The organism is Ligilactobacillus sp. LYQ60, assembly GCF_045033015.1.
In the GTDB taxonomy this organism is placed as follows: domain Bacteria; phylum Bacillota; class Bacilli; order Lactobacillales; family Lactobacillaceae; genus Ligilactobacillus.
In genome coordinates, this window is the sequence record NZ_JBJFZV010000001.1 from 37,722 (window position 1) to 60,169 (window position 22,448).

The 22,448-nt window shown below is 50.2% G+C and carries 20 protein-coding genes; 12 read left to right on the forward strand and 8 right to left on the reverse strand.

The window, feature by feature from the left end; translation table 11 throughout:
- The first annotated feature begins 271 nt into the window (after nt 1-271).
- The 4 genes from bsh to ACI3EZ_RS00160 all read left to right on the forward strand — a co-directional run bounded on the left by bsh (nt 272) and on the right by ACI3EZ_RS00160 (nt 4,515).
- Complete coding sequence (gene bsh / locus ACI3EZ_RS00145) at nt 272-1,222, forward strand: choloylglycine hydrolase (RefSeq protein WP_405024092.1); 951 nt, start codon at nt 272-274, stop codon at nt 1,220-1,222.
- Between the two features lie 140 nt (nt 1,223-1,362).
- Nucleotides 1,363-2,121, forward strand: coding sequence for an alpha/beta fold hydrolase (locus ACI3EZ_RS00150; protein WP_405025129.1), 759 nt, complete (start codon nt 1,363-1,365; stop codon nt 2,119-2,121).
- A 15-nt stretch (nt 2,122-2,136) separates the two neighbouring features.
- Entirely contained in the window at nt 2,137-3,114 is a 978-nt protein-coding gene (locus ACI3EZ_RS00155) for an ABC transporter permease (RefSeq protein WP_405025130.1), read from the forward strand.
- Nucleotides 3,115-3,126: 12 nt separating this feature from the next.
- Nucleotides 3,127-4,515, forward strand: coding sequence for an RsmB/NOP family class I SAM-dependent RNA methyltransferase (locus ACI3EZ_RS00160; RefSeq protein WP_405025131.1), 1,389 nt, complete (start codon nt 3,127-3,129; stop codon nt 4,513-4,515).
- Nucleotides 4,516-4,628: 113 nt separating this feature from the next.
- On the opposite strand, the gene fni is transcribed toward ACI3EZ_RS00160, so the two are convergent.
- From fni to mvk, 4 genes are read right to left on the reverse strand one after another with little or no spacing between them, the layout of a single operon-like run.
- Nucleotides 4,629-5,669: a type 2 isopentenyl-diphosphate Delta-isomerase gene (gene fni, locus ACI3EZ_RS00165; protein ID WP_405025132.1), complete on the reverse strand. Its 1,041-nt coding sequence runs from the start codon at nt 5,667-5,669 to the stop codon at nt 4,629-4,631.
- The gene (locus ACI3EZ_RS00170) at nt 5,666-6,748 is read right to left on the reverse strand and encodes a phosphomevalonate kinase (RefSeq protein ID WP_405024087.1); all 1,083 of its coding nucleotides are present in this window, start codon (nt 6,746-6,748) and stop codon (nt 5,666-5,668) included. Before ACI3EZ_RS00170 ends, fni begins: the two co-directional genes overlap by 4 nt.
- Before the next feature lie 21 nt (nt 6,749-6,769).
- Complete coding sequence (gene mvaD, locus ACI3EZ_RS00175; protein WP_405024086.1) at nt 6,770-7,747, reverse strand: diphosphomevalonate decarboxylase; 978 nt, start codon at nt 7,745-7,747, stop codon at nt 6,770-6,772.
- Entirely contained in the window at nt 7,744-8,691 is a 948-nt protein-coding gene (mvk, locus tag ACI3EZ_RS00180; protein WP_405024085.1) for a mevalonate kinase, read from the reverse strand. The genes mvaD and mvk overlap by 4 nt, the downstream gene beginning before the upstream one ends.
- A gap of 187 nt (nt 8,692-8,878) precedes the next feature.
- Here mvk and ACI3EZ_RS00185 point away from each other — a divergent pair, with 187 nt between their 5' ends.
- The 6 genes from ACI3EZ_RS00185 (at nt 8,879) to ACI3EZ_RS00210 (ending at nt 17,972) form a co-directional block, all read left to right on the forward strand.
- The gene (locus ACI3EZ_RS00185; RefSeq protein ID WP_405025133.1) at nt 8,879-11,665 is read left to right on the forward strand and encodes a helicase C-terminal domain-containing protein; all 2,787 of its coding nucleotides are present in this window, start codon (nt 8,879-8,881) and stop codon (nt 11,663-11,665) included.
- 64 nt (nt 11,666-11,729) lie between these two features.
- Nucleotides 11,730-12,239 carry a DUF5590 domain-containing protein gene (locus tag ACI3EZ_RS00190; protein WP_405025134.1) on the forward strand — a complete coding sequence of 170 codons (510 nt, stop codon included), beginning with the start codon at nt 11,730-11,732 and terminating at the stop codon, nt 12,237-12,239.
- 94 nt (nt 12,240-12,333) lie between these two features.
- Nucleotides 12,334-13,635: an asparagine--tRNA ligase gene (gene asnS, locus ACI3EZ_RS00195; protein ID WP_405024082.1), complete on the forward strand. Its 1,302-nt coding sequence runs from the start codon at nt 12,334-12,336 to the stop codon at nt 13,633-13,635.
- 83 nt (nt 13,636-13,718) lie between these two features.
- The gene (locus ACI3EZ_RS00200; RefSeq protein ID WP_405024081.1) at nt 13,719-14,426 is read left to right on the forward strand and encodes a DnaD domain protein; all 708 of its coding nucleotides are present in this window, start codon (nt 13,719-13,721) and stop codon (nt 14,424-14,426) included.
- Nucleotides 14,427-14,438: 12 nt separating this feature from the next.
- Complete coding sequence (locus tag ACI3EZ_RS00205; RefSeq protein WP_405025135.1) at nt 14,439-15,497, forward strand: serine hydrolase domain-containing protein; 1,059 nt, start codon at nt 14,439-14,441, stop codon at nt 15,495-15,497.
- A 15-nt stretch (nt 15,498-15,512) separates the two neighbouring features.
- The gene (locus ACI3EZ_RS00210; RefSeq protein ID WP_405025136.1) at nt 15,513-17,972 is read left to right on the forward strand and encodes a glycoside hydrolase family 3 protein; all 2,460 of its coding nucleotides are present in this window, start codon (nt 15,513-15,515) and stop codon (nt 17,970-17,972) included.
- Between the two features lie 190 nt (nt 17,973-18,162).
- Here the strand turns inward: ACI3EZ_RS00210 and ACI3EZ_RS00215 are convergent, their stop codons facing one another.
- From ACI3EZ_RS00215 to ACI3EZ_RS00230, 4 genes are all read right to left on the reverse strand, one after another.
- Nucleotides 18,163-18,639, reverse strand: a complete 477-nt coding sequence (locus tag ACI3EZ_RS00215) for a MarR family winged helix-turn-helix transcriptional regulator (protein WP_405025137.1) — start codon at nt 18,637-18,639, stop codon at nt 18,163-18,165.
- 2 nt (nt 18,640-18,641) lie between these two features.
- Nucleotides 18,642-19,277 (reverse strand): FMN-dependent NADH-azoreductase, encoded by a 636-nt coding sequence (locus tag ACI3EZ_RS00220; RefSeq protein ID WP_405025138.1) that lies wholly within the window; start codon nt 19,275-19,277, stop codon nt 18,642-18,644.
- Nucleotides 19,278-19,443: 166 nt separating this feature from the next.
- Nucleotides 19,444-19,827 (reverse strand): VOC family protein, encoded by a 384-nt coding sequence (locus ACI3EZ_RS00225; RefSeq protein ID WP_405025139.1) that lies wholly within the window; start codon nt 19,825-19,827, stop codon nt 19,444-19,446.
- A gap of 14 nt (nt 19,828-19,841) precedes the next feature.
- Nucleotides 19,842-20,375 (reverse strand): GNAT family N-acetyltransferase, encoded by a 534-nt coding sequence (locus tag ACI3EZ_RS00230; RefSeq protein WP_405025140.1) that lies wholly within the window; start codon nt 20,373-20,375, stop codon nt 19,842-19,844.
- 130 nt (nt 20,376-20,505) lie between these two features.
- On the opposite strand from ACI3EZ_RS00230, the gene ACI3EZ_RS00235 reads away from it, so the two are divergent.
- Nucleotides 20,506-21,189, forward strand: coding sequence for a DUF554 domain-containing protein (locus tag ACI3EZ_RS00235; RefSeq protein WP_405024074.1), 684 nt, complete (start codon nt 20,506-20,508; stop codon nt 21,187-21,189).
- A gap of 75 nt (nt 21,190-21,264) precedes the next feature.
- Nucleotides 21,265-22,263, forward strand: a complete 999-nt coding sequence (locus ACI3EZ_RS00240) for a DNA-processing protein DprA (protein ID WP_405024073.1) — start codon at nt 21,265-21,267, stop codon at nt 22,261-22,263.
- The last annotated feature ends 185 nt before the right edge of the window (nt 22,264-22,448 follow it).

Here is a 22,448-nt window from a genome sequence, read left to right on the forward strand (position 1 = left end):
GGTTATGTTTAGGCCTTGGGTTGGTGTATGCTATCTGGTTAGCTATCGGCACTGCTCTTCGGGACAACCAAACCAGGGCCAGCATTAATTTTAAGATGATGTGGTGTTGTGATGTCAGTTTTCTTTGTAATTGGCTTTATCCTGTTAATCGGTGTGGTTATCCGAATTAAAGTGCTGCAAAAGGAGACGCAAAGATAGTCAAGGAAATAGGGTAATTGGAAGGGTTACGGAGGAAGATCAACGCGGCTTTTCCGTTAAAGGAGGAATTACTATGTGTACTGGATTACGGTTTACTGATGATCAGGGGAATTTGTTTTACGGCCGGAACCTGGACGTAGAATCGTCATACGGTGAAAGGGTACTGGTAACTCCTCGGAATTACGTCTTACCATACAAGTTCCGGGATGACCGGAAGTCCCAGCGGGCTATTATTGGAATGGGGATTATGACCGGAAAGTACCCCATGTACTTTGATGCTTGCAACGAAGATGGATTGTGCATTGCCGGGTTAAACTTTCCGAAATTTGCCCACTTTAGTGACGTGCCGGTGACCGGAGAGCTTAACTTGACGCCGTACGAACTCATATTGTGGGTATGCGATGAGTTTGATTCAGTAGCCGCGGTCAAGGATGCATTAAGGAACGTAAACTTGGTAAATAAACCATTTACCCCCCAGATGCCGGTTGCGCCACTACACTGGTTAATTAGCGACGCTCAGGCCGCCATTACGGTAGAAATGTCCGCGGATAAGGGACTACGGGTTTATGACAACCAGGTTGGGGTGTTAACCAACAGCCCGGACTTTGAGTGGCACGTCAAGAACCTGATGAACTATGCAGGACTAACGCCAAATGATGCGGCGGATGGCACGTGGAGTAAGCAGGCCATCGCTTCGTGGGGTGTGGGGACTGGTAGTTACGGGTTGCCAGGAGACAGCTTACCGGCTTCTCGGTTCGTAAAGGTGGCCTACCTGAACGCCAACTATCCGCTAGTTTCTGGTGAAAAAGCTAATGTAGCAAAGTTCTTTAACATTTTAAAGAACGTTGCTATGGTACGGGGATCCGTAACTAACCAGGACGGTAAGGATGAATACACGGTTTATACCGGGTGCTATTCTCAAGCAACGAAGACGTACTACTACAATACTGAAAATAACTTTGCTATTAAAGCGGTTCAGTTAACAGAAGCTAACATGACATCTTCTGAGGTGACGATTTATTAGATAATGGTTGCATAATTGAAAATATCATCGCGGAAGAATCTACGGTGGTGTTTTTGATTAACCATTCATTTCGCTGGATAAAACTGGAAAATGTTATAATAAGAATACGCTTAACAATAATGACGAAGGAAGCGACGGCCATGATTGAAATCAAGCGACGCCGGATCGGGGAGATTCCGGTTTTAGAACTTGCTGGGACGGAATACCAGGATAGCGCCCGTCCATTGGTGGTGTTTTACCATGGGTGGACCGGACGGAAAGAAAATAACCTGACGCAGGGGTATGAATTTGCCCGGCAGGGGGTGCGGGTGGTAATGCCTGACGCCCTCTACCACGGAGAACGAACCGATGAAAAGGGTCCTCTTGCCCACGAGGCGGAGTTTTGGCAAATTATCATGCAGTCCGTAAAGGAGTTTCCTCAGGTGGTTGCTTTTTACCGGAATGCAAGACTTATCCAGGATAATCAGATTGCGGTGAGTGGCCTGTCGATGGGGGGAATTACAACCTGTGCGCTACTGGCAACCTATGATTGGATTACAACAGCCGGGTGTTTCATGGGAACGCCGTGTGCGGTAGATTTCTTGCATTATCTACTTACGCACGTTCCTGGAATGAACCAGGTTTCGCAGGAGTATGTGAATGCTCAGGTACAAGCGCTTGAAAAAATGGATTTATCCCACCACCCGGAAAGATTAGCCGGGCGGCACGTTCATTTCTGGCACGGGTTAGCTGATGAGACCGTCCCGCCCCAACCAACGCTTGACTTTATCAAGCAGGTACAACAAACCCCGGCCGGGAGGAATGTTTCTGTGAACACAACGCCGGATGCGGGGCATGAAGTTCCGTATGCGGCAACGGTAATAATTGCCAAGCAAGTAGCGACGTCCCTAACAAAGTAGGCGGGGGAAACAAACGTGTTTAAAAAGAACTTTCTTTCAATTGTGTATTTTGCTGTTTTTGCTTTCCTGGCAGTTTTTTGTTTTTATAAAATTCAGGAACGGGATTTGATTATTCGGTTGAACAACCATAACCTCTCGCAGGATGCTTACGAGGTGACGGTAGCGCCGCAAACAACTGTGAAACAGTTTAACAAGTGGTTAGATAATGATGATGCAATTAAGAGCGTGCAGGTCCACTGTCAAGATAAACAGCATAAAAACGTCACGTACTTCTACGGGAAGGGACGTTATGCTGTCCCACCGATGGTTTCCGGGCAGTTCTTTTCTCCGAGTGATATGCAGTCGGAGGTGAGCGTAGCGGTTGTTGGTAAAAACGTGGCAAAAAAGCTGTATACCCCCAAAGATCAGTCGTATTTGTTCATCAACGGGCAGTACATGCCGGTAATCGGAGTAATGGGGGATAAGTACCGTTCCCGGCTGGATAACCAAATTTTTATTTCTGAGTCTCAGCGGGCGGTTGGTAAGATGAAGGCGGGGAATTACCGGATTATTCTGGACGGCCGTAAGAAATTGAATCCGCGTAATTTAAAAACAGCCCTCCACGCGACAAAGATTAAGACAATTGTTTCTAAGCGGTTAACGGTTGCTGGCCCGACGTGGGTTGGGCAACATTGGGCTCAGCTACTAGGATTGATTATGGTATTAGTGGCGTACTTTGGGGCAACCTTTGTGCGGATTTTCCGGTCGGAACAACGGATGCTTGCGCTGAAGGCAGCCCTTAAGGAAAGTCGTCCCCGGTTATTGTTCCATGAGACTAATCGGTTTGCCTTGGTTTCAGGAATTGGGACGCTGGTTGGAACGTTAACCGGAACAATGAGCTATACGTTTACTACCTACACTGGTATTCTGATTTTCATTGGACTGGTGTACTGCATTAACCTGGTTTTTTTCCGGTCCCTTGGTGCGCTTGTGCTGGACCGGCAGCGGATGTAGTGGAGGAATGGAATGGACTTACCAGTTGCTTTTAAGGAAAAATATCGCCAACTACTCGGGGAAGATGAAGCGGAAGCCCTTTTTGCGAGTTTTGATACTCCGCCAGTGAAGGGGTTTCGGTTAAATCCGCTAAAACCCCACTATCAGGATGTGGCGGTAGCATTAACGCATCCGCTTTCCCACGTTGTTGATGGGTATGAAGGGCGGGTACACGGACACACCCTGATGCATCAGGCTGGCTATGTCTATAGTCAGGACCCAAGTGCAATGTACGTGGCGGCAGTGACGAATCCGCAACCTGGGGAGCGCGTGTTGGATTTATGTGCTGCTCCGGGCGGGAAAACAACCCAGTTGGCCGGAATGATGGCCAATCAGGGAGTATTGGTTAGTAATGAAATTAACACCAAGCGGGCACGTGTTTTGGCAGAAAACGTGGAACGAACCGGTGCCCGGAACGTGTTGGTGCTAAATGAACGTCCAGACCACCTGGCTACAGAATTAGCGGGTTACTTTGATAAGGTGGTTGTTGATGCGCCGTGTTCCGGAGAAGGAATGTTCCGGAAGGATCCTACAGCGGTAAAGTACTGGCACACAGGCTATCCGGCGGAGTGTGCTCGGCGTCAGCACGAAATTTTGCGCTCAGCAATGGCGCTTCTGCGACCGGGTGGCCAACTCGTGTATTCAACGTGTACCTACGCACCGGAAGAGGATGAGCAGGTGGTTGCGTGGCTGCTGCGCGAATACGGGCTCATGGTTATGCCGCTGAAGCGTTATCCGGGAATGGATGCGGGACGCCCGGACTTTGCGGATGAAGAGGCAGCATTGGCTGGAACCGTGCGGATGATGACCCACCACTTTGCGGGTGAGGGTCAGTTTGTAGCTAAACTCCAGGATCCCCGCCCAGCTGTTTCGGTTGGCGGCCGGTCCTGGCACCCGAGAAAAAAGAAAAGCCTGAAGGTTTCTGGTCGGCTAAATAAGGAGCAATTACAATTATGGACGGCATTTCAGCAGGAGACGCTTCCGGGATTTATTGTGGCTCCCGCCGACCTGTACGTTTCCGGAACGTACTTATACTTATACCGACACGAGTGGCCGGCCCTTAATGGGCTAACGTACCAGCGGCCGGGCTTGCTGTTGGGAACCTTTAAGAAGAAGCGTTTTGAGCCAAGCTACGCGTTAGCTCTGGCGCTTCGTCCGGAGGAAGTGGCGCACGTGCTTGCGGTGTCTGAGGCTCAGTGGGCAGCATACGTTAGTGGTCAGGTGTTGTCGTTAGATGAAGAGCACCCCACCGGTTGGACGCTGCTAACGTGTGCGGGAAAGCCATTCGCCTTTGGTAAGGTGGTTGGCCGGACGGTGAAGAACTTCTTCCCGAAAGCGTTACGGTTTACGGTGGATAAATAGAATTGAAGTAAACAGGAGAGCGGCAGAACGTTGTCCTGTTTTTTAGTTTGGTAAGTTCCGTTTGAAATTAAAAGGTATTAAAAAGGTTAGAACAACGGTTCTAACCTTTTTGCTTACTTAATTGTTAATAATTGCTCCGCCGTTTGTTGGAGTGCGGGGCTCAGCAAATACGGTGCTCGCTGAAGTTCTGCGATTGTTTTGCACCCGCACAGGACCATAATCCGTTTGAGCTGGTCCTTAAACCACTCGATGGTTTGAACTAAAGTAGTGAGATCGTGTTTGATGAGAATGTGGAGGAAGAAACCGGCAATTCCAACGTTATCCGCGCCGAGTGCTAAACATTTGGCGACGTCGAGGGGAGTATGAATTCCTCCCGTAGCGGTAATAGTCAGGTTGGAGGCTATTTTCTTAGCGATTAAGAGATTTTCTGCGGTGGTTAATCCCCATTCTTTCAGGTAGGCCATGTCCTGATGGGGCCGCCGCTCGTTTTCAATGGTAATGAAGTTAGTTCCACCACGGCCGCCTAAATCAACGCCCGCAACCGGAAGCGTGCTTAGGGTATGCAGCGTCCGGGGATCAACGCCTTGCCCAACTTCCTTGATGATAACGGGGACGGTCACCCGCTGGGTAATGGCTACAATGTTTTCTTGCCAGTGGAAGGCCGTTTCGCCTTCCGGCATGGTAAGTTCTTGGGCGGCGTTTACGTGGACTTCCAGGGCATTAGCATTAATGAGGTCTACGGCCTTTTGTGCAGCGTTTGGGGAAGTTGTCGCACTGACGTTTCCGAGGACCACCCCAGCTGGATTAACCTGACGCACAATGGTAAACGCCGGCTGGGCAGCTGCACTCCGCAGGGCAACGCTTTCTGATCCGGTTGCCATGGCAATCCCTGTTTCCTTAGCAGCGGTGGCGAGTTGTTGGTTCAGCTTACCGGTTTCTGGTGTGCCCCCGGTCATCGCGTTAATGAAGAATGGGGCGGTTGTTTTTTGCCCCGCAATGGTTGTGGTTAAATCAACGGCGTCCAGGTTGATCTCTGGCATAGTATGAGGGACTAAGCGGACCTCCGCAAGTCTGGTTGCGGTTGCCGTCTCCTCCTGAAATTGCTTGGTAGCAAGGCTAACGTGTTCGTTTTTGCGGTGTTCTTGCTGGTTCATTGGTGTTCCTCCTCGGCGTAAACGTGTAGCGTAAGCGGGGTGATGCCAGCTGTTTGCCATGCTGCAGTGATCTGGGGGGTATCCGGGGCTTGTCGGTCAGCAATGGCAATTCCACAATCGCCGCCGCCCGCCCCCGATGACTTTGCCTGTGCCCCGAACCGGTGGGCAATTTCGACTAACTGGGTAAGAGCGGGGGTTTCAATGTTAATGCCACTGGCCGCTGCTAACTCAGTTAACAGGGTGCGATTCACCGCTAGCTGTTGCTGGATTGCTGGTAAATTTCCTGCCTGAAAAGCTCGAATCATGGTGGTCACGCATTGCCGACTTGCAGTCAAGAATTGCCGGTACGCATTTTTAACCCGGTAGTGGTCCATTTGGGTAACAAAGTTAGCGGTCGACGCTGGGGTCCCCGTCCACCCAACGAGGAGCTGAAGAGCAGGAGGGGGTGTCAGGGAGGTGATTTTAAGGTGTGGCCACTTCATTGTGATTAACTGGCTGATTGAAACGTGGTTGGCTGTTTTCATTAGCCACTCCCGGTCACATGACTGGTAGGCAAGCCAGCCGCCGTAAGTACTAGCGGCGACGTCTCCGAGCGATCCGTTTCCCTGAACCCGGTAGGCAGCCACGGCTGCTAACTTAAACGTTGTGGTTCGGGTAAGGGCGAGGTGGTAATAGCGCGCCGCCGCTTTAACGGTTGCCACGGTAACAGCCGCGGATGATCCAAGGCCGTATTTTTTTCCCGCGGCATCGTCCAGGGAACTTGTGACGTGAAGGTTTGCTGGCCGAATTTTCTTTCCTTGTTCCCGTGCAAGCCGGAGCACAACCTCGAGAGCAGCAGTAACGTACGGAAACGGGTGAGAAGTCGGGGTTGTGATAATCGTTTTGACGGGGGTAGTTTGCCAAGTAACGTACGCATTTTTATTTTGGTCGGAAGTAATGGTTCCAGTAGTTGTTTGTGTGGGGGTCAGCGTGACGGTTACGGTCCGGTCAACGGCCACCAAAATAGCGGGGTAACCGGGCGTTACCACCGCATATTCACCGGCAATATAAAGTTTTCCCGGCGCAGTTGCCGTAATCATGGGCTTTTCCTCCTCCCAACGTTAGTCCTCGCTAATAATTTGCACTCCTGGTCCCGGATGGGCGACAAGGAGATCATTAGCGTTAAAGCAATGTTGTAGTTTCGTTAAAACAGAAGGAACATGTTGTTCCTCACACAGAACCTTCACGTTTGGACCGGCGTCCATCGTGTAGTAACACGGAATTCCGGTGGCCCGCAGTTCCTCTACGCAGCGCATGGCTGTTAGACTACCCGCTGTGAAGTATGTAAAATGAGGCGTGGCTGTTAGGTTCAGGGCGTGCATTGCCATGGCATTACTTTCAGCAATCATTCCGGTTTGCTGAATATTGTGCGCAGCAATGGCGGGTTTAATAGCGGCTAGGTCTGCCTGTGCTTTTTTCACCCATTCCTGGTAAAACGGGGACGTGTTGACCACGGTTTGCATGCCTACCCGAGAACCAATTTTTTTCTCAGCCCGGCTCACTACTACGGTGATCATCCGAATGGGCCAGGTGGGGTGTTCGTCAAGCGGAACAGCATATGATGTGGTATCGTCAATCCCCGCCTGCCATTCGGTAAAGCCCCCAAAGATTGACCGGGTAGCGGATCCGGATCCTCGGCGTGCTAATCGCGAAAGGGCTTGACGGTTTAAAGTTAACCCGGCTGCCCGACTTGCAGCGGCTGCGAGGGCTGCGTAAGCGGAGGCGGATGATGCTAATCCCGCTGCGGTAGGCACGTGGTTTGTTGAAATTACCGTTGCTCCCGCCACTAGATCAGCCCGGTTTCGGATAACGTTAAGGAAGGGGGTTACCCGTGTTGTTGGTTGGGCAACCCCATCAAGAATTAATTGATCCGTTTGGCGCTGAGAGTCAAACTGGACGGTTGTTTCCGTATAAAATTCATCGAGGGTGAGGGACAGCGAACTATTCATCGGGATGATGAGGTTTTCGTCTCGTTTCCCCCAATACTTTACGAGGGCGATATTTGTGTGTGCCCGTGCAGTTACCCGGGGCGTTTTCATTCTTCATTCTCCTTTGGTACGAGGGTAAGGGGCTCAATCCATGTGGCAGTGACGCCATGCGCTGAAAGTAACGTTGCGAGGCGCCGTGCTGTTTTGGTATCCGGAACGAGGTTAATAAAGCAACCACCGCACCCGCCACCGGTTAGTTTACTTCCCAGGGCCCCGTTTTGGCGGGCAAGGGTAATCAGCTTATCAAGTTGAGGGCTGCTGACCCCCAGAGCGCGTAGTTCGGTTTGATTTGCGTTCATCAATCGTCCCAGCTCCGGTACGGCGTTTGCCGCAAGGGCGTCCTTCATCTCCCGGACAATGGTGCCAATTGTATGGAGGTGTTGGCGGGTTGGACGAGGATCACTGGTAAGGTGTTCCTTCACTCGCATGATGGCAGCACTGGTCTTTCCCTTAATGCCACTATCACAGATAAGGAGTGCAGCGTTGACGTTAATGGAAAGCGGGTGCGGTTCGTGTCCCCGGATTAGCCAGACCGGATTGGTACTGGCAGTGGTTGCCGCATCCAAGCCGCTCGGATTCTTGTGGGTAATTTTCTCAGCTACCGCAGCCCAGGTAAGGAGTTGCTGGTGGTTAAGGGGGCGGTTAAAGAACCGAAAGGCTGCCCGGATAATGGCCACCGCAACGGCAGCGGACGAACCCATTCCCCGTTCAGCGGGCAGGGCACTGTTAATGGTGAGATCATACCCTTTTCGGTAATTTACATCCGCCATTAACTGGTTCAGCAGGGCGTGAACCCCATTCATCGTTGGGGGCATCGTCACAACTGGTCCGTCATAGTATGAACTATGAATGGTTGCTTGGCCCGCTTGGGGCCGGAAGGTGGCCTGGGCCTGAACGGTTGTTAAAGGAAGAGCGATAGCTGGCTCTCCGTATACAACTGCGTGTTCACCCGCAAGGATAATCTTTGCGTTACTTGTGCCCGTTTGTGGTGTCAACGGTACTCCTTCCTTTCATTAAACGTTCCTGGTTGGTCGCAACTAGCGACACACAGGTAAATTATACCCGAGCCGTCGGGGAACGACAACATTTTCCTTCGTTTCCTGAATCGTGAACGAGCATGGTATAATCATCACCGGAATAATTATCGGACCTAAGATGAACTTTTAACTGGAAGTGGCTGGAATGACAACGTACGCGGTCGTGGACTTAGAAACAACGGGGACAAAGCTTAACGGGCACCACCGGATTATTCAGTTTAGCTGCACCTTTGTGAAGGGGAACCGATTGGCGGGTTCGTTTACTACACTAGTTAATCCCGAACGGCGGGTTGATCAAGAGGTACTACGGTTGACGCACCTAAAGCAGCGGGATCTGGACAACGCACCGTTATTTGATGACGTTGCGGGAACAATTTACGAATTATTGGCGGAAACGACTTTTGTGGCCCACAATATCCAGTTTGACTACCGTTTTTTGAGTCAGGAGTTTGAACGGGTAGGGTATCCGCCCCTCACGTTACCGGGAATTGACACGGTTCAATTAGCACAAATCCTGTATCCAACACAACCCTCGTACCGATTAAGCGATTTAACCCGCGCGCTTGGAATTTTGCACCGGCATCCCCACCAAGCTGATAGCGATGCGGCCGTAACGGCCCGGTTATTCATTAAACTTCAGCGACGGTTGCGTTCCCTTGACCGGGGGGTTGTGCAGCGGCTGGCGTCGTTGAGTCGGTGCCTCCTATACGAAACCGGGCGGTGTTTTACCGCTGCTGCCCATTATCAGCAACATGTGGGGACTAAACCCCACCGAAACCAAAAGGCGGTGGGGGGCTTGATTCTGCGGCGGCATGCGGAGCCAGTCGCATTAACGGCACTGGAATATCCCCAAACAAAACGGAAGAAGGAACGGTTGTTTAAGGGAGAACTTGATTATCGCCGCGAGCAAGCGCGGATGATGAACGATGTTTTTCGAACGTTAACGCAGAAAACAACGGCGCTCTTTGAAGCGCCTACTGGGGTCGGGAAGACACTGGGATATTTGTTGCCAGTGGCCTATGCTGCCAGTACCGGGGCTAAGTTTGTGATCAGTACTGCCACGACAACCTTGCAGGGGCAACTGCTTCAGGAAGCTCTTCCGGTGGTGACCCGGTTGACTGCGCAACCCGTGCCCGTAATGTTACTGAAGGGGAATAACCACTACATTGATATTGCTCGGTTTGCGCGGACGTTGCAGCGACCGGTTTCTGAGCACAGCCAGCTCCTCCAGATGAAAATTTTAGTGTGGTTGAGTGAAACGACGACCGGGGACTTAGATGAGCTGCACTTAACGCAGCAACAAGACCCGTTATTTGCCCAGATCCGGCATCACGGAATTGACAGTTTATCAGCAGATGACCCGTTCTATGATGAAGATTTCTTGGTTCGTCAGGCTGAAGAACAACGCCATGTTCCGGTAATCATCACCAACCATGCATACCTCGTTCAACACGCAGCAGAATTTGCTGCGATGAATCGCTGCTTAATTGTAGATGAAGCCCAGCACCTTCCTGATACGGTATTGGATCAACCAGCGGTGCAATTGGATTTTGATGCGATTAAGATTGCAGCAGATACTATCCTGACCCTGATGGAATCGCATGAGTCATTAGCACTACGTGATCTTATTGGAAAAAGCGGAATTAGTCGGGCTGAATACGTGGCTTTGCGGGCGGATCTAAGAGTAATTGATCACCAGGTTCCAGAAATTCGGACGGCCTTACTTGCCAACTTTACCCTGCGAGATGACGGAACACAACTGCCAGCGATGACCCTAAATTTTGGACGTTTTACCGGGTTTGTGAAGGGCCACCTCGGTCCAATTAGTAAGATCACCAAGGCGGCGGTGCGGGTACATACGAGCTTAACCCGGTTGCGCCACCGGTTAGCCGGGACTGACCAGCAACACCAGTTTACGCCAGAAGAACAGCAGTTTTTAACCACGTTTTTTGAAACGGGGGACGCCTTGATTACGACGTTGCTCCCGTGGCGGGTATTTGACCTCACATACTTAGAAGACCTTCAGGCGACCGCCATGGTATCGCTCCAGCGGGCTGCCGATAATCCCAACGCTCACTTACGCCTTGTTGTGGGGATTGCGGCGACAACGGATTACCTGAACCAGCAGGTGTACCGCTTTTTCCAGCAAGTCCTCTTAGTGGGAGCAAACCTGACCCTCCGAAACCGGGAGCAAACCAAGAAAACGTATGATTTGTCGGGGGCGGCAACGTTTTATCACTATAAGGCCCCGTTTGATTATTCAAAGCAAGCGGCCGCGTTTCTGGTTAGGGACATGCCCTCTGTGCGGGAAATTGGGCGGGGAGAGTATGCCAAGCAGTTGGTGGCGGGCCTTGCGCCGATCTTACGGCAAGAACACCGGCAAACCCTGATCCTCTTTAACTCATTGGCTGTGATTGAGGCAGTATACGCTCAGCTTGGTGTTGTTGGCATTACTAGCGAACGACCAGTAATGGCACAGGGGGTCACGGGAACCGTCGCCAAACTAAAAAAGCGTTTTGTTTTGGCAAAAAACGAAGGGGCAATCCTATTAGGAACCGGAACGTTTTGGGAGGGCGTTGATTTGCCTAAGGATCAGCTTGAGCTACTGGTTATTGCCCAGCTTCCGTTTGAATCACCAACAACCCTACTAAATCAGGTCAGGTATGCCCGGGAACAGGCAAAACACCATAACCCGTTTGTCACGCTATCCCTGCCGCGGGCCGTGCAACGAATGAACCAGGGGTTAGGGCGGTTAATTCGCACGCCGGATGATATTGGTGCCATGGTCGTACTAGACAGCCGGATTGTTACGCAGCGATATGGCAAAACTTTCGTGAAGGCGTGGCCGGATTCGCTGCCCGTTAAAACGTGTTCGGTGAAGCAGTTAACTAACCAGTTGGCTGTATTTTACGCCCAGCACCCGGCAAAATGAGGTTGGTGGGCGTTTAGCCGGCGTGCTATAATCAGGGGGAATTTGAACGATTGGAACGACGAAAATGAAACGAAACCTAACACGGAAGAACCACATTATTTGGCGGCGACTGATCACCGGGGTGGTTGTATTGACCATTGCGGTTTGTTTAACCGGGATTGGATTACTTATTAAAGCGCAGTTCCCGTATTTTCAGGCGCGGCATGAGGCCACCCGGATGGCGGAAAAGTACGCTCACGTTGATAAGGTGAGTCATTTTTACTGGTATAACCGGGATCAGACGTATTTTACCGTTGCTGGCCAGAACAATAAGGGACAGAACGTGTACGTTATTATCCCGAAGAATGGGGCAAGCGTGAACGTTTATTCCCAGTATGCGGGAATTTCGGCCCAGCAAGCTGTGCAGGTTGCCCGTAATAATGACAACGTGCGGAAAGTTCAAGCAACAACGTTGGGGATGCATGCGGGCAAACCGGCGTGGGAAGTGGCCTACCTTAACCAGCAAAGCGAACAATGTTATGTCTTGTTAAGCTTTAAGACGGGAAAGATTATTCAACAAAACAAGGGCCTTTAGCTACTGACAAGGCGGCTGGACTACGTTATAATTTAAAGAACAAGTAAAATGATTGCGGTTAAAAAACCGGCAACCAGCGAATGGAGGAATTTACGTGCAAACAATTAGTATTATTGATGCCAAGGACCACGTTGATGAACAGGTTCGAATTGGGGCATGGCTAACTAATAAGCGGTCGAGCGGAAAGATTGCCTTCCTGCAACTGCGGGATGGTTCAGCATACTTTCAGGGGGTTGTGCTGAAGAATAACGTTTCACCTGAAGTGTTTGCACTAGCAAAAAGCTTAAAGCAGGAAACAAGTCTGTACGTGACGGGGACGGTTCATGCTGATGAGCGGTCTCACTTTGGTTACGAAATTGCGGTGGATGATATTGAGGTTATTGGTGAAAGTGAGGACTACCCGATTACTCCTAAAGACCACGGGACTGACTTTTTGATGGATCATCGTCACCTGTGGTTGCGGTCTCAGAAACAGTTTGCCATCATGAAAATTCGGAATGAGATTATCCGGGCAACGTACGAGTTCTTCAACAAGGAAGGCTTTATAAAGTTGGATTCACCAATCCTAACAGGGAGTGCGCCGGAAGGGACGACTGATTTATTCCACACGGAATACTTTGGGCGTGATGCCTACTTGTCCCAGTCCGGCCAGTTGTACGCTGAAGCGGGAGCAATGGCCTACGGTAAGGTTTTCACCTTTGGTCCTGTTTTCCGGGCAGAAAAATCTAAGACCCGGCGGCATTTAATTGAATTTTGGATGGTTGAACCAGAGATGGCATTCATGCACCAGGAAGAAAGCCTGGAGTTACAGGAACGTTACATTGCTTTTCTGGTCCAGAGCGTGCTTAACCATTGTGACTACCCGTTAACCATTCTTGGGCGGGATAAGGACGTTTTGCAGCGGTATACGGAATTACCGTATCCGCGGGTGACTTACGATGATGCAATTAAGTTATTGCAAGAATCCGGCCAGTTTGATGGTCTAGAGTGGGGGGTGGACTTTGGTTCACCAGAAGAAACCTACCTGGCAGAGCACTTTAATAAGCCGGTCTTTGTGTTGAATTACCCGAAGACCATTAAGCCGTTTTACATGAAGCCGCATCCGACCCGGGATGACGTGGTTATTTGTGCGGACTTACTGGCGCCGGAAGGTTATGGTGAAATTATTGGCGGGTCTGAACGGGCAACGGATGTTCATTACTTGGAAGACCAGATTAAGCAGGCGGGGTTGAACATGGATGATTATCAGTGGTACCTTGACTTGCGGCGGTATGGAAGTGTCCCGCATTCTGGATTTGGGCTCGGGTTAGAGCGGATGATTACGTGGATTACCGGTGAAAGTCATATTCGGGAATCAATTCCGTTCCCGCGGATGCTCAACCGGATTTACCCGTAAACTGAATTAAGAACGTGATTAATTGGAATGAGGGAGGTTGCGACAGCGGTCACGACCTCCCCGTTCCGTTCAGGAGGCGTGAGATGACGCAGAACTTTGTCAAATACATGCAGGCTGGGACGATGAGTGTTTCCAACCTCCTTTTGCGACACTACCATAAGGTGGGGTTAACGGAAGAGGAGTTGGTTTTGATTTTACAATTATTAAGTTATCACCAGGAGGGCGACGATTTTCCGTCGATTGATGCGATTGCAACGATTATGGGCAAGCCGGCTTCCCAGGTATACGAACTGATGCACCAACTTCTTCAAAAAAAGCTTCTTCGGGTTGACGAAGCTCCGGCGGCGGATGGACGTAGTCAGCAGCGATACGACATGGCGCCCTTGTACGCAAAGTTAGGTGTGTTGCTTACTCATCAGGAACAAGCCGCGCAAAAAACTGCTCACACTCAAACCAAGGCGGATTTATTTGCAATGATTGAAAAGGAATTTGGCCGCCCCCTTTCACCGATTGAGGGGGAAATGATTGATGGGTGGTTAACAAACGACCACTACTCACCAGCAATGGTGGAGCTTGCGCTTAAAGAGGCGGTCTTAAGTCAGGTATATAACCTGAAATACATTGACCGTATTTTGATTGCATGGGAAAAACGCAACCTAACAACGCCGGCTGCCGTTGAGCGGGAGCGTGCTGAACGGCGGGCCCATCAAGCGGCAAAGAAGCCGGCAAAGAAGCAGGGTAAGCGTGCCAAACCAGCAATTCCCATGTACCATTGGACGAATCAAAAGTAGCGGGGTGATGAAATGCAGCACATACGGCGACACTGGGGATTACGCTTAATAAGCGGGTTACTAGCGGTTGGGCTAATTGTGACGAGTAGCACGGGGATTCAGGCAACTACCACTAAGCAGGCGCATGCAATCCGCCACACTCTTAAGCAGAACCATGCGCAGGCGATTGTAATTGTTAATGGTCACGGGCAAGCTCCCAAAATTATTCAAACCACAACGGGCCGGAATGCGGCCACGGCTGATCGTCTTTTCCCGATTGCCTCCTTACAGAAGGTGATGACGGGGGTGTCTTTGGCGCAGCTTATCCGGCAAAATAAATTGACCCTTAATGACCGGTTAAGCCGTTATTATCCCCATGTTCGGTACGCCCATCAAATTACGGTGCAGCAATTAATCACCCATAGTTCTGGGATTCGTGACTGCTTACCCGCTCCGGCAGCGGTGTTACCGACTCAGAACCAGCAGTTGGCGTTTACCCTCCGGAATTTACGCTCCACCGGGCACCATTACTGGCACTATTCAAATGCCGAGTATGGGTTGCTTTCGGGTATCATAAGTCAGGTCAGTAAAACGTCATACCAGCAGTATTTGACGCGAAATGTTTTGGAACGAGCGGGGCTATCTTCTAGCCAGTTTGCGTTTTACAACCACGTACACCGGGTTACGACGGTCCCTATTTCGACAACGGGACTAAACAGGTTTGACCAGGTGGCAAACTTTAATCGGTTACAACGAACTATGGCGGGCGCTCCGGGAGCGGGTGAGTTGTACTGTACTCCCCAGGGTTACTGGCAGTTTATCCAGGCATTAACGCATAACAAGTTGGTGTCACTAAAGATGATTACTAAGAAAGTTGCCATCAAGGGTGGACCGTGGTATTTCGATGGGGTGTACAATCATCCTGGTTTGATTCACGCGGACGGTGCGAATAACGGGTATGACTGTACATTTTATTGCGACTATCGTCACCATAAGACGCTTATGCTTTTTACCACCAACATGTCTTTTGTCCATATGGAAACCTTAGGATACAAACTGTTTAGGATTTACTTTGGGTATAATTATGAGTAATGCGGGGGAATAAGGATGAAACGGTACGAAACCACAGCTGAGCAGGACTATGAGCGGGAGCATGCGGCGGTGATTCGTCAGGCAGCTCCTGAAAGTATGGTGTTGTTAGAGCACGATGGGACGCTTCCAGTTAAGTTTATGAAGAAGATTGCCCTGTATGGTGCGGGGATTCGTCATCCCGTTAAGGGCGGGGTTGGTTCGGGCGACGTAAACGTCCGGCATTTTCTGAATGTTGAGGAGGCATGCGAGCAGGCGGGATTAGCGGTTCTGACGAAAAAATGGTTGGATCGGTACGACCGTGTTTACCGGAAACGCCAGGCAGCCTTCCGAACGGAAAAACAAGCAGCGTTAAAGAAAGCTCCGCACGATTTAGGAGTGATGTTGCGGTTAATGCCTACCCCGCAAGATTATGATATTCCACTGGATTGTCCGGAAGAAGCGGACTTAACCGTATATGTTTTAACCCGGAACTCGGGGGAGGCAAACGACCGCCAAAACATTGCGGGGGATATCCAACTGACCGCGGAAGAAGTACGGGACATTATTACACTGAGTGGGCAGAGCCGCCGGTTTGTGTTGGTATTAAACGTTGGGGGGCTCGTTGATTTAACCCCGATTCAAGGCTACGTGCATACAATTCTGCTTGCTAGTCAGCTAGGAATGGCGACGGGAACAGCGTTGGTGGACGTTCTTTTGGGAAAGAGTTATCCGTCTGGGAAACTTACAATGACGTGGGCACCGTTAGAAAACTATCCGGTTAAGCATTTTGGTGCACCGGATAATACGGATTATACCGAAGGAATCAACGTTGGGTACCGGTACTTTGCGGCTCATCCGGAAGAAGCGGCCTACCAGTTTGGCTATGGGAAAAGTTACACTGACTTTGAAATTAACGCTCGGGTGACGGATGTTGCTCCTGCTGGAATCACCGTTGAGGCAACTGTCAAAAATATTGGTATTTATCCCGGAAAAGAGGTTATTCAGGCATACGTCACTAAGCCGGAAACGGAGTATAAGATGGCCGCCGAAGACCTGGTTGGGTTCATGAAGACCCCGGAGCTAGCGCCAGGAGAAGTGACCGTTGTGACACTGTTTCTTCCAATTGAACGGTTTGCAATGTACGATAGTGCCCGCGCAGCTAAGGTGCTGGTGAACGGCCCGTACGTTTTAGCCGTGGGTAGTTCGGCGGCAGCCAACCCGGTTGCCCGAATTTACTTAGATCGGATGGTGGTTCTCGAGCAGTTACATCCTATTAGTACGCACCAAAGAGCCGTTACCGACCAGACATTCGAGTATGATATGCGCCACACGGACCTTTGGCTTCCCAAGTACTACCTGCGGGCTGAAGATTTTAGGACTAAGGCGGTTACACCGGTTAATCCCCTCCAAGAGCTTCCTGCAGCGCCCCAGTCGTTTTGGGAGGACGTAGTGGTGGGGAACCACTCCCTTGATGATTTTATTGCGGGATTGTCACCAGACCAACTATGTCAATTAGCAGTGGGTAATTATGGTGATTCAGTAACCGGGACGGATTTTGTAGGAAACGCAGCGACAATGGTTGCGGGGGCTGCTGGGCAAACAACCCGTCAGCTTCGCGGCAGTGGGGTGCCGTCGCTTGTGATGGCGGACGGTCCGGCCGGATTACGGCTCAGCACGGTGTATACGCTTGATAGTAACGGAAACGCCCAGGCGCTGACCCCATCGTTTGGCGGTGATTATCGGCGTCACCCGGTTATCCGGGGAAAGCGGTATTACCAGTGGACAACGGCTTTACCGGTTGGAACGGCGGTAGCGCAAACGTGGAACCCGGCAATTGCGCGGAAGTACGGCGATATTGTTGGGGATGAAATGACCCGCCTTGGGGTGCACTTATGGCTCGCGCCCGCCCTTAATATTCAACGGTCACCGCTTGATGGTCGTAATTTCGAGTATTACTCGGAGGATCCGTTATTAAGTGGATTAGTTGCGGCCGGGATTACTGCGGGAGTGCAGGATCATCCAGGATGTGGGGTAACCCTCAAGCACTTCGTGGCAAATAACCAGGAAACTAACCGGATGTATTCGAGTAGCAATATGAGTGAGCGGACTCTCCGGGAAATTTATTTACGTGGCTTTGAGGTTGCCATTAAAGCGGGGAAACCCGTAGCGGTAATGACGGCCTATAATCTTGTTAACGGCCAGCACGTGGCCGCATCATCTAAGCTAGTAACCACCGTTTTACGGGATGAATGGAACTTTGATGGCATGGTGATGACCGATTGGTTTAGCACGCTGAGTGATGGGCAAACCCATCAATACCCGACTACTAACGCTGCGGCGTGTGTGGCCGCCGGAACGAATGTCATTATGCCTGGGACACCGGATGACTACGATAGTATCGCGGGTGCACTGGCGGGCGGAACGCTGCCACTTGCTCGGCTCCAGGAAAACGCGCGGATGGTTTTAGGAATATTATTGCGGTTGCAGGCACACTAATAAGCAAGTAAGTGAAAGACAACCAAAGATAATAATGGGAGGATGTGACTTATGTCACATCCTCCGTGTTGTTTTTGAATACAAAATAACCGGACTGATTGGAAAACCGTAACCCCTTCGAATTAACGTTTTGTGCTTCGTGCGGCTAGCTGGCTCCACCGCGCTCGTTTTTTGAGAACACGTCTTAGGATTAAAGGGAACTATCCTTAATATCAGTCAAAAAACGGATAATTAGTTCAATTTGATCCGGGGAATACGTTGCCTGAATGTGGTTTGCTAACTGTTGGTAAAGCTCTTCACGCATCGTATTATGTAGCATAGCAAGCTGCTTTCCGGATGCTGTTAACTGGTAGTAAATATTCTTTTGGTTATCAGGATGTTTGGTACTCGTAATTAGCGCAAGTTGTTTGAGTGTGCGGGCTGCGCGGGTGACGGCTCCGCGGGTCACTCCTAACTCAGTTGCAATGGTACTCCCGGGCATTTCCCCGTGGTGGAGCAGGGCATCCAATAAATGGTAGGCCACGACCGAAATTTGGGGAATAAGTTCTTTAAGGGAGTCGTCCGTCACGTGGGCTTGCATCCATTTTTTAGCGGCAGATTGCGCGCCATGCGGAGTATGCCGGAGTTGTGCAATTAGTAGCGATAATCGTTCAATTTGAGTTGTCATGGTTAAAATTTCCGGGCGAGCTGAATTGCCTGTTCCTTTGCTGCCGTGATGATTGCTTCCCGCTTGGTTGGATCTTGGTCAGCCCCCTCGACAAAGATGCTCTGGAAATCCTTTACGCCAAAAAGCATGAAAATTCCCCGCAGGTACGCATCTCCAAAGTCCAGTTTAGTCATCATGGAATTTGCTTCTGGACCGTGATATACACTACCGGCCGCTTGAATATGAATTACTTTGCGGTCCCCAATCAAGCCAACAGGGCCGTGGGCTGTGTACTTAAATGTTTTATGGGGGACGGCCATTACATCAATGTATTGCTTTAATTCGGCAGGTAAAAAGAGATTGTACATTGGGTTGATAAAAACGTACTTATCAGCGGCCATAAATTCGTTGAACCACTTGTTATGGCGGGTAAGAAGGGCGGTTTCTTTTGCGGTTAACTCCTGACCAGCCTTCTCGTGTTTCCAAGCGCTCATTGTGGTGTCGTTAAGCGCGGGAACGGTGCTGTCATATAGGTCACGAACGACAATTTTATCATCTGGATGACTTTCTTGGTAGGCCGTAACAAAGGCATTTCCGATGCTAAGTGAAAGGCTTGGTTCAACGTGTGGGTGAGCCTTAACAACAAGTAACTTAGTCATATTGAACTCCTCCAATTAATTATTTATGTTGAAGAAAGCATACAATTATTTTTGTTGCTTGTCAACAAAAATAAAATGTTCCGCTACAAGATTGAATGCTTTTGCGGTAGAAATGGTTTGGTAACTAAAAAACGCTTCAGCGAATTCAATCCCTGAAGCGGTGAGGTTACTTATATGATGAGATTTCAATTAGGTTGTCATCCGGATCCCGAAGATAGATAGAATGCATTTGTCCCTCAGATCCTTGTTTGGTAACCGGTTCACTATCAATTTTAACGTAGTAGCTTTTGAGGTGGCGAAGAACATCTTTCAGGTCATCGCGGGTAACGATGCACAGATCAGCACTACCAACGGTTGGGTGGGCAGCTTTGCGGGCATTCCGGTCGGCTCGTTGCAAGCGAATGAGTTGGTGTCCACAGCGTAGTGTAGTTACCCCTGTGGTACTTTGTTGCTGGATGACCGGCATGTCAAAGACTTCGTGGTAAAACCGGGTGGCCTGGGCAACATCGCTTACCGTAAGGACAATATGGTCAATACGACTAATTTTCATAGAAAAACCTTCCTTTAGTGATGATTATTTGTAGGAGTGAGGAGTTGTTCATACGCAATGCGGTTGGGGTCAGTGGGGTCGTTAATAATCTTGATCATTCCGCACTGGATAAATCCCGCGTTAATTGCCGTTTTTTGCATTGGGAGGTTAAGCCGGTGCGTATCGATCCGGACACTTTGGTACCCATCTTGCTTAGCTTGGGCTAGCAAAAGGGTTAAAAAGGGAGTTGCCATTCCCTGTCTCCGGATACTTTGGGCAAGGGCAACCCGGTGAATGGTACAGTAGTTAGTATTTGAGGTGAGCCACTGTCCATTAATATGAAGGTAATTTGGATCAGGGCCACCGACTAAGGCAGCGTATCCAATTACCGTTTGGTCCTTTTCAAGGACGTACGCAACGTGCTGTTTAATGTCGGTAGTAATGGTCGTATCATTCGGGTAACCGTTTTGCCATTGGGGACTACCAGTTCGCTTTAAGGCGATAATTGCCCCGGTAAGAATTGCCATAATTGCTGATTGGTCGCTAGGTATTGCGTGCCGCAGATGCATAGGAATTCCTCCCTCATAAGTTGTTCTTGTATATTGTACACGGCAAGAATTCTTTTTCGCAAGCGCCGTTGCCGTTCTGCTTAAGAATCCGTATAATTTAGGGGAGATTAAATGAACGGAGTTAAGAATTATGCTGTACGTTATGATGGATTTAGTAGGAATCATTATTGCTGGCTTACTAAGCCAACCATTAAAACACGTGTTAACTACCACCCAAACAGGCGCGATGCTGGATGCGGCAACATTGTGTGTGGGCATTATTGGGGTTCAGGGAGCCATTACGACCAAACAGCCGTTGTTGATGCTGGTAAGTTTAGTTTTGGGAACATTAGTGGGTTACTGGTTAGATATTGACGGTAGGTTTACGGGAGTTGGTCATGTATTGGAGCGCCGGTTACATGCGATGAACGAGGATTTTGTAACCGGGTTTGTCGCTGCTTTGATGATTGAATGTATCGGTTCGATGGCGATTATTGGGCCACTAAATGAAGCGTTGAGTCACAACCCCAGTATCTTGCTAATGAAAATTGTTTTGGACGTGCTGTCGTCGTTAATTTACGGGGCAGCGTTTGGTCCGGGCGTGCTTTTTGCGGGACCGTTTGTGTTTGCTTATGAGGCGATAATTTACTGGGCAGCGGCAGCGTTGCACCCGTTTCTAACCACGGCGGTAATCACGGAAATTGGGGCGGTCGGTTCGGTACTACTTGTGGCGTTGGCCATTGATGTGCTAAAGATCCGGCAGCTTAAGGTGGCGAACATGTTGCCGGCACTGTTAGGGCCACTTCTTTATGGCTTATTTCTTGGGTTGAAGTAGCAAGAGGGGTTTACTGCCGGTTTTTCTACGGGAGCGCGCTATACTAAGAACGAAAACTAAGTAAGGAAGTGCAGCATGGTGGAACCATTAGATTATTCACGGTTAATTATGGCGTTGGAAATGATTAAGGGTGTGGGGCCAAAGACTGCCCGACAAATTTTGGCCCGGATTCCAGCAGCCCGGCTTGCTCAGGCAGGTTGGATTCCGGGATGCCGGGTTGCAGCAGTCCGCAAGCAGTACCTGGCGGGAAAACTTGACCCGCAGCAATGGTTAGATATTCAGCAGGATGCTGCTGACCTGCTTACCAAGACGGTTGAGAATGGCGCGCAGGTGATTAATTACCAGGAAGATGCATACCCGCAAAATATGCGGCGATTGGTGAACTTTCCACTTCTTTTGTACGTAAAGGGCGACATAGCAGTTCTTAACACGCCCAGTGTAGGGTTTATTGGGACACGGCGCCCAACGGATCTGGGTGTAAAGATGAGCCGGCGGATGGCGCAGAAGTTTGCAACGGATGGATACACGGTGGTAAGTGGGCTTTCAATCGGAACGAATACCGCTGCTCACCGTGGCGCTTTGGATGTACCTGACGGGAAAACCGTTGCAATCTTAGGGGAGAGTCTAGAACAACCGGTTTACCCACCAGAAAATGAGCCGCTGGCGGATGAAATTACTGCTCGGGGAGGGGCATTGGTGTCGTCCTTCCGTTACGGCACGGCTGCGCGCCGGCAGTTTCTTGCGGCCCGTGATGAGTGGGAAAGTGGGATGAGCGATGGGTTAGTCGTGGTGGAAACCGATCAGAACGGGAAGACTGAGATGGCCTTACAACACGCATTTAAGCAGCACCGACCAGTTGCCATGTTGGATCATAGTCAGTGCCCGCAGATTGACGATGTCACCAAGATTCCTGAAGCTCTTGGTAATCAAGAATTTATTAAGGTCGATCGAGCCATGCCGCTATGGCAGGAAGATAGTCTGGAGGTCTTTGAGCGGCGGATGGCGAATGCCCGGCGCCGGCGGTTAGCAGAACGACCGGCAACGCCGCAAAGCCGCCAAATGCATCTATTTTAGAATGAAATCATGGAAATTTACTTTGCAGCTTCGATTCGCGGTGGGCGGGAGAACCGCCAACTCTACGAACAACCCATTACGGCTTTGAACCAGTAGCACCACGTCTTAACCGAACACATTGGTAAACCCAATTTAACGGCGAACGGTGAAGGTAAACCAAGTGATCAACGAATCCGGGATCGCGA

What these genes read in the sequence shown, in the direction of transcription:
- bsh (WP_405024092.1), top strand. Translation starts at nt 272, where the DNA reads ATGTGTACTGGATTACGGTTTACTGATGATCAGGGGAATTTGTTTTAC.
- ACI3EZ_RS00150 (WP_405025129.1), top strand. Translation starts at nt 1,363, where the DNA reads ATGATTGAAATCAAGCGACGCCGGATCGGGGAGATTCCGGTTTTAGAA.
- ACI3EZ_RS00160 (WP_405025131.1), top strand. Translation starts at nt 3,127, where the DNA reads ATGGACTTACCAGTTGCTTTTAAGGAAAAATATCGCCAACTACTCGGG.
- fni (WP_405025132.1), bottom strand. Translation starts at nt 5,669, where the DNA reads ATGAACCAGCAAGAACACCGCAAAAACGAACACGTTAGCCTTGCTACC.
- ACI3EZ_RS00170 (WP_405024087.1), bottom strand. Translation starts at nt 6,748, where the DNA reads ATGATTACGGCAACTGCGCCGGGAAAACTTTATATTGCCGGTGAATAT.
- mvaD (WP_405024086.1), bottom strand. Translation starts at nt 7,747, where the DNA reads ATGAAAACGCCCCGGGTAACTGCACGGGCACACACAAATATCGCCCTC.
- ACI3EZ_RS00185 (WP_405025133.1), top strand. Translation starts at nt 8,879, where the DNA reads ATGACAACGTACGCGGTCGTGGACTTAGAAACAACGGGGACAAAGCTT.
- ACI3EZ_RS00190 (WP_405025134.1), top strand. Translation starts at nt 11,730, where the DNA reads ATGAAACGAAACCTAACACGGAAGAACCACATTATTTGGCGGCGACTG.
- ACI3EZ_RS00200 (WP_405024081.1), top strand. Translation starts at nt 13,719, where the DNA reads ATGACGCAGAACTTTGTCAAATACATGCAGGCTGGGACGATGAGTGTT.
- ACI3EZ_RS00205 (WP_405025135.1), top strand. Translation starts at nt 14,439, where the DNA reads ATGCAGCACATACGGCGACACTGGGGATTACGCTTAATAAGCGGGTTA.
- ACI3EZ_RS00210 (WP_405025136.1), top strand. Translation starts at nt 15,513, where the DNA reads ATGAAACGGTACGAAACCACAGCTGAGCAGGACTATGAGCGGGAGCAT.
- ACI3EZ_RS00215 (WP_405025137.1), bottom strand. Translation starts at nt 18,639, where the DNA reads ATGACAACTCAAATTGAACGATTATCGCTACTAATTGCACAACTCCGG.
- ACI3EZ_RS00220 (WP_405025138.1), bottom strand. Translation starts at nt 19,277, where the DNA reads ATGACTAAGTTACTTGTTGTTAAGGCTCACCCACACGTTGAACCAAGC.
- ACI3EZ_RS00225 (WP_405025139.1), bottom strand. Translation starts at nt 19,827, where the DNA reads ATGAAAATTAGTCGTATTGACCATATTGTCCTTACGGTAAGCGATGTT.
- ACI3EZ_RS00230 (WP_405025140.1), bottom strand. Translation starts at nt 20,375, where the DNA reads ATGCATCTGCGGCACGCAATACCTAGCGACCAATCAGCAATTATGGCA.
- ACI3EZ_RS00235 (WP_405024074.1), top strand. Translation starts at nt 20,506, where the DNA reads ATGCTGTACGTTATGATGGATTTAGTAGGAATCATTATTGCTGGCTTA.
- ACI3EZ_RS00240 (WP_405024073.1), top strand. Translation starts at nt 21,265, where the DNA reads ATGGTGGAACCATTAGATTATTCACGGTTAATTATGGCGTTGGAAATG.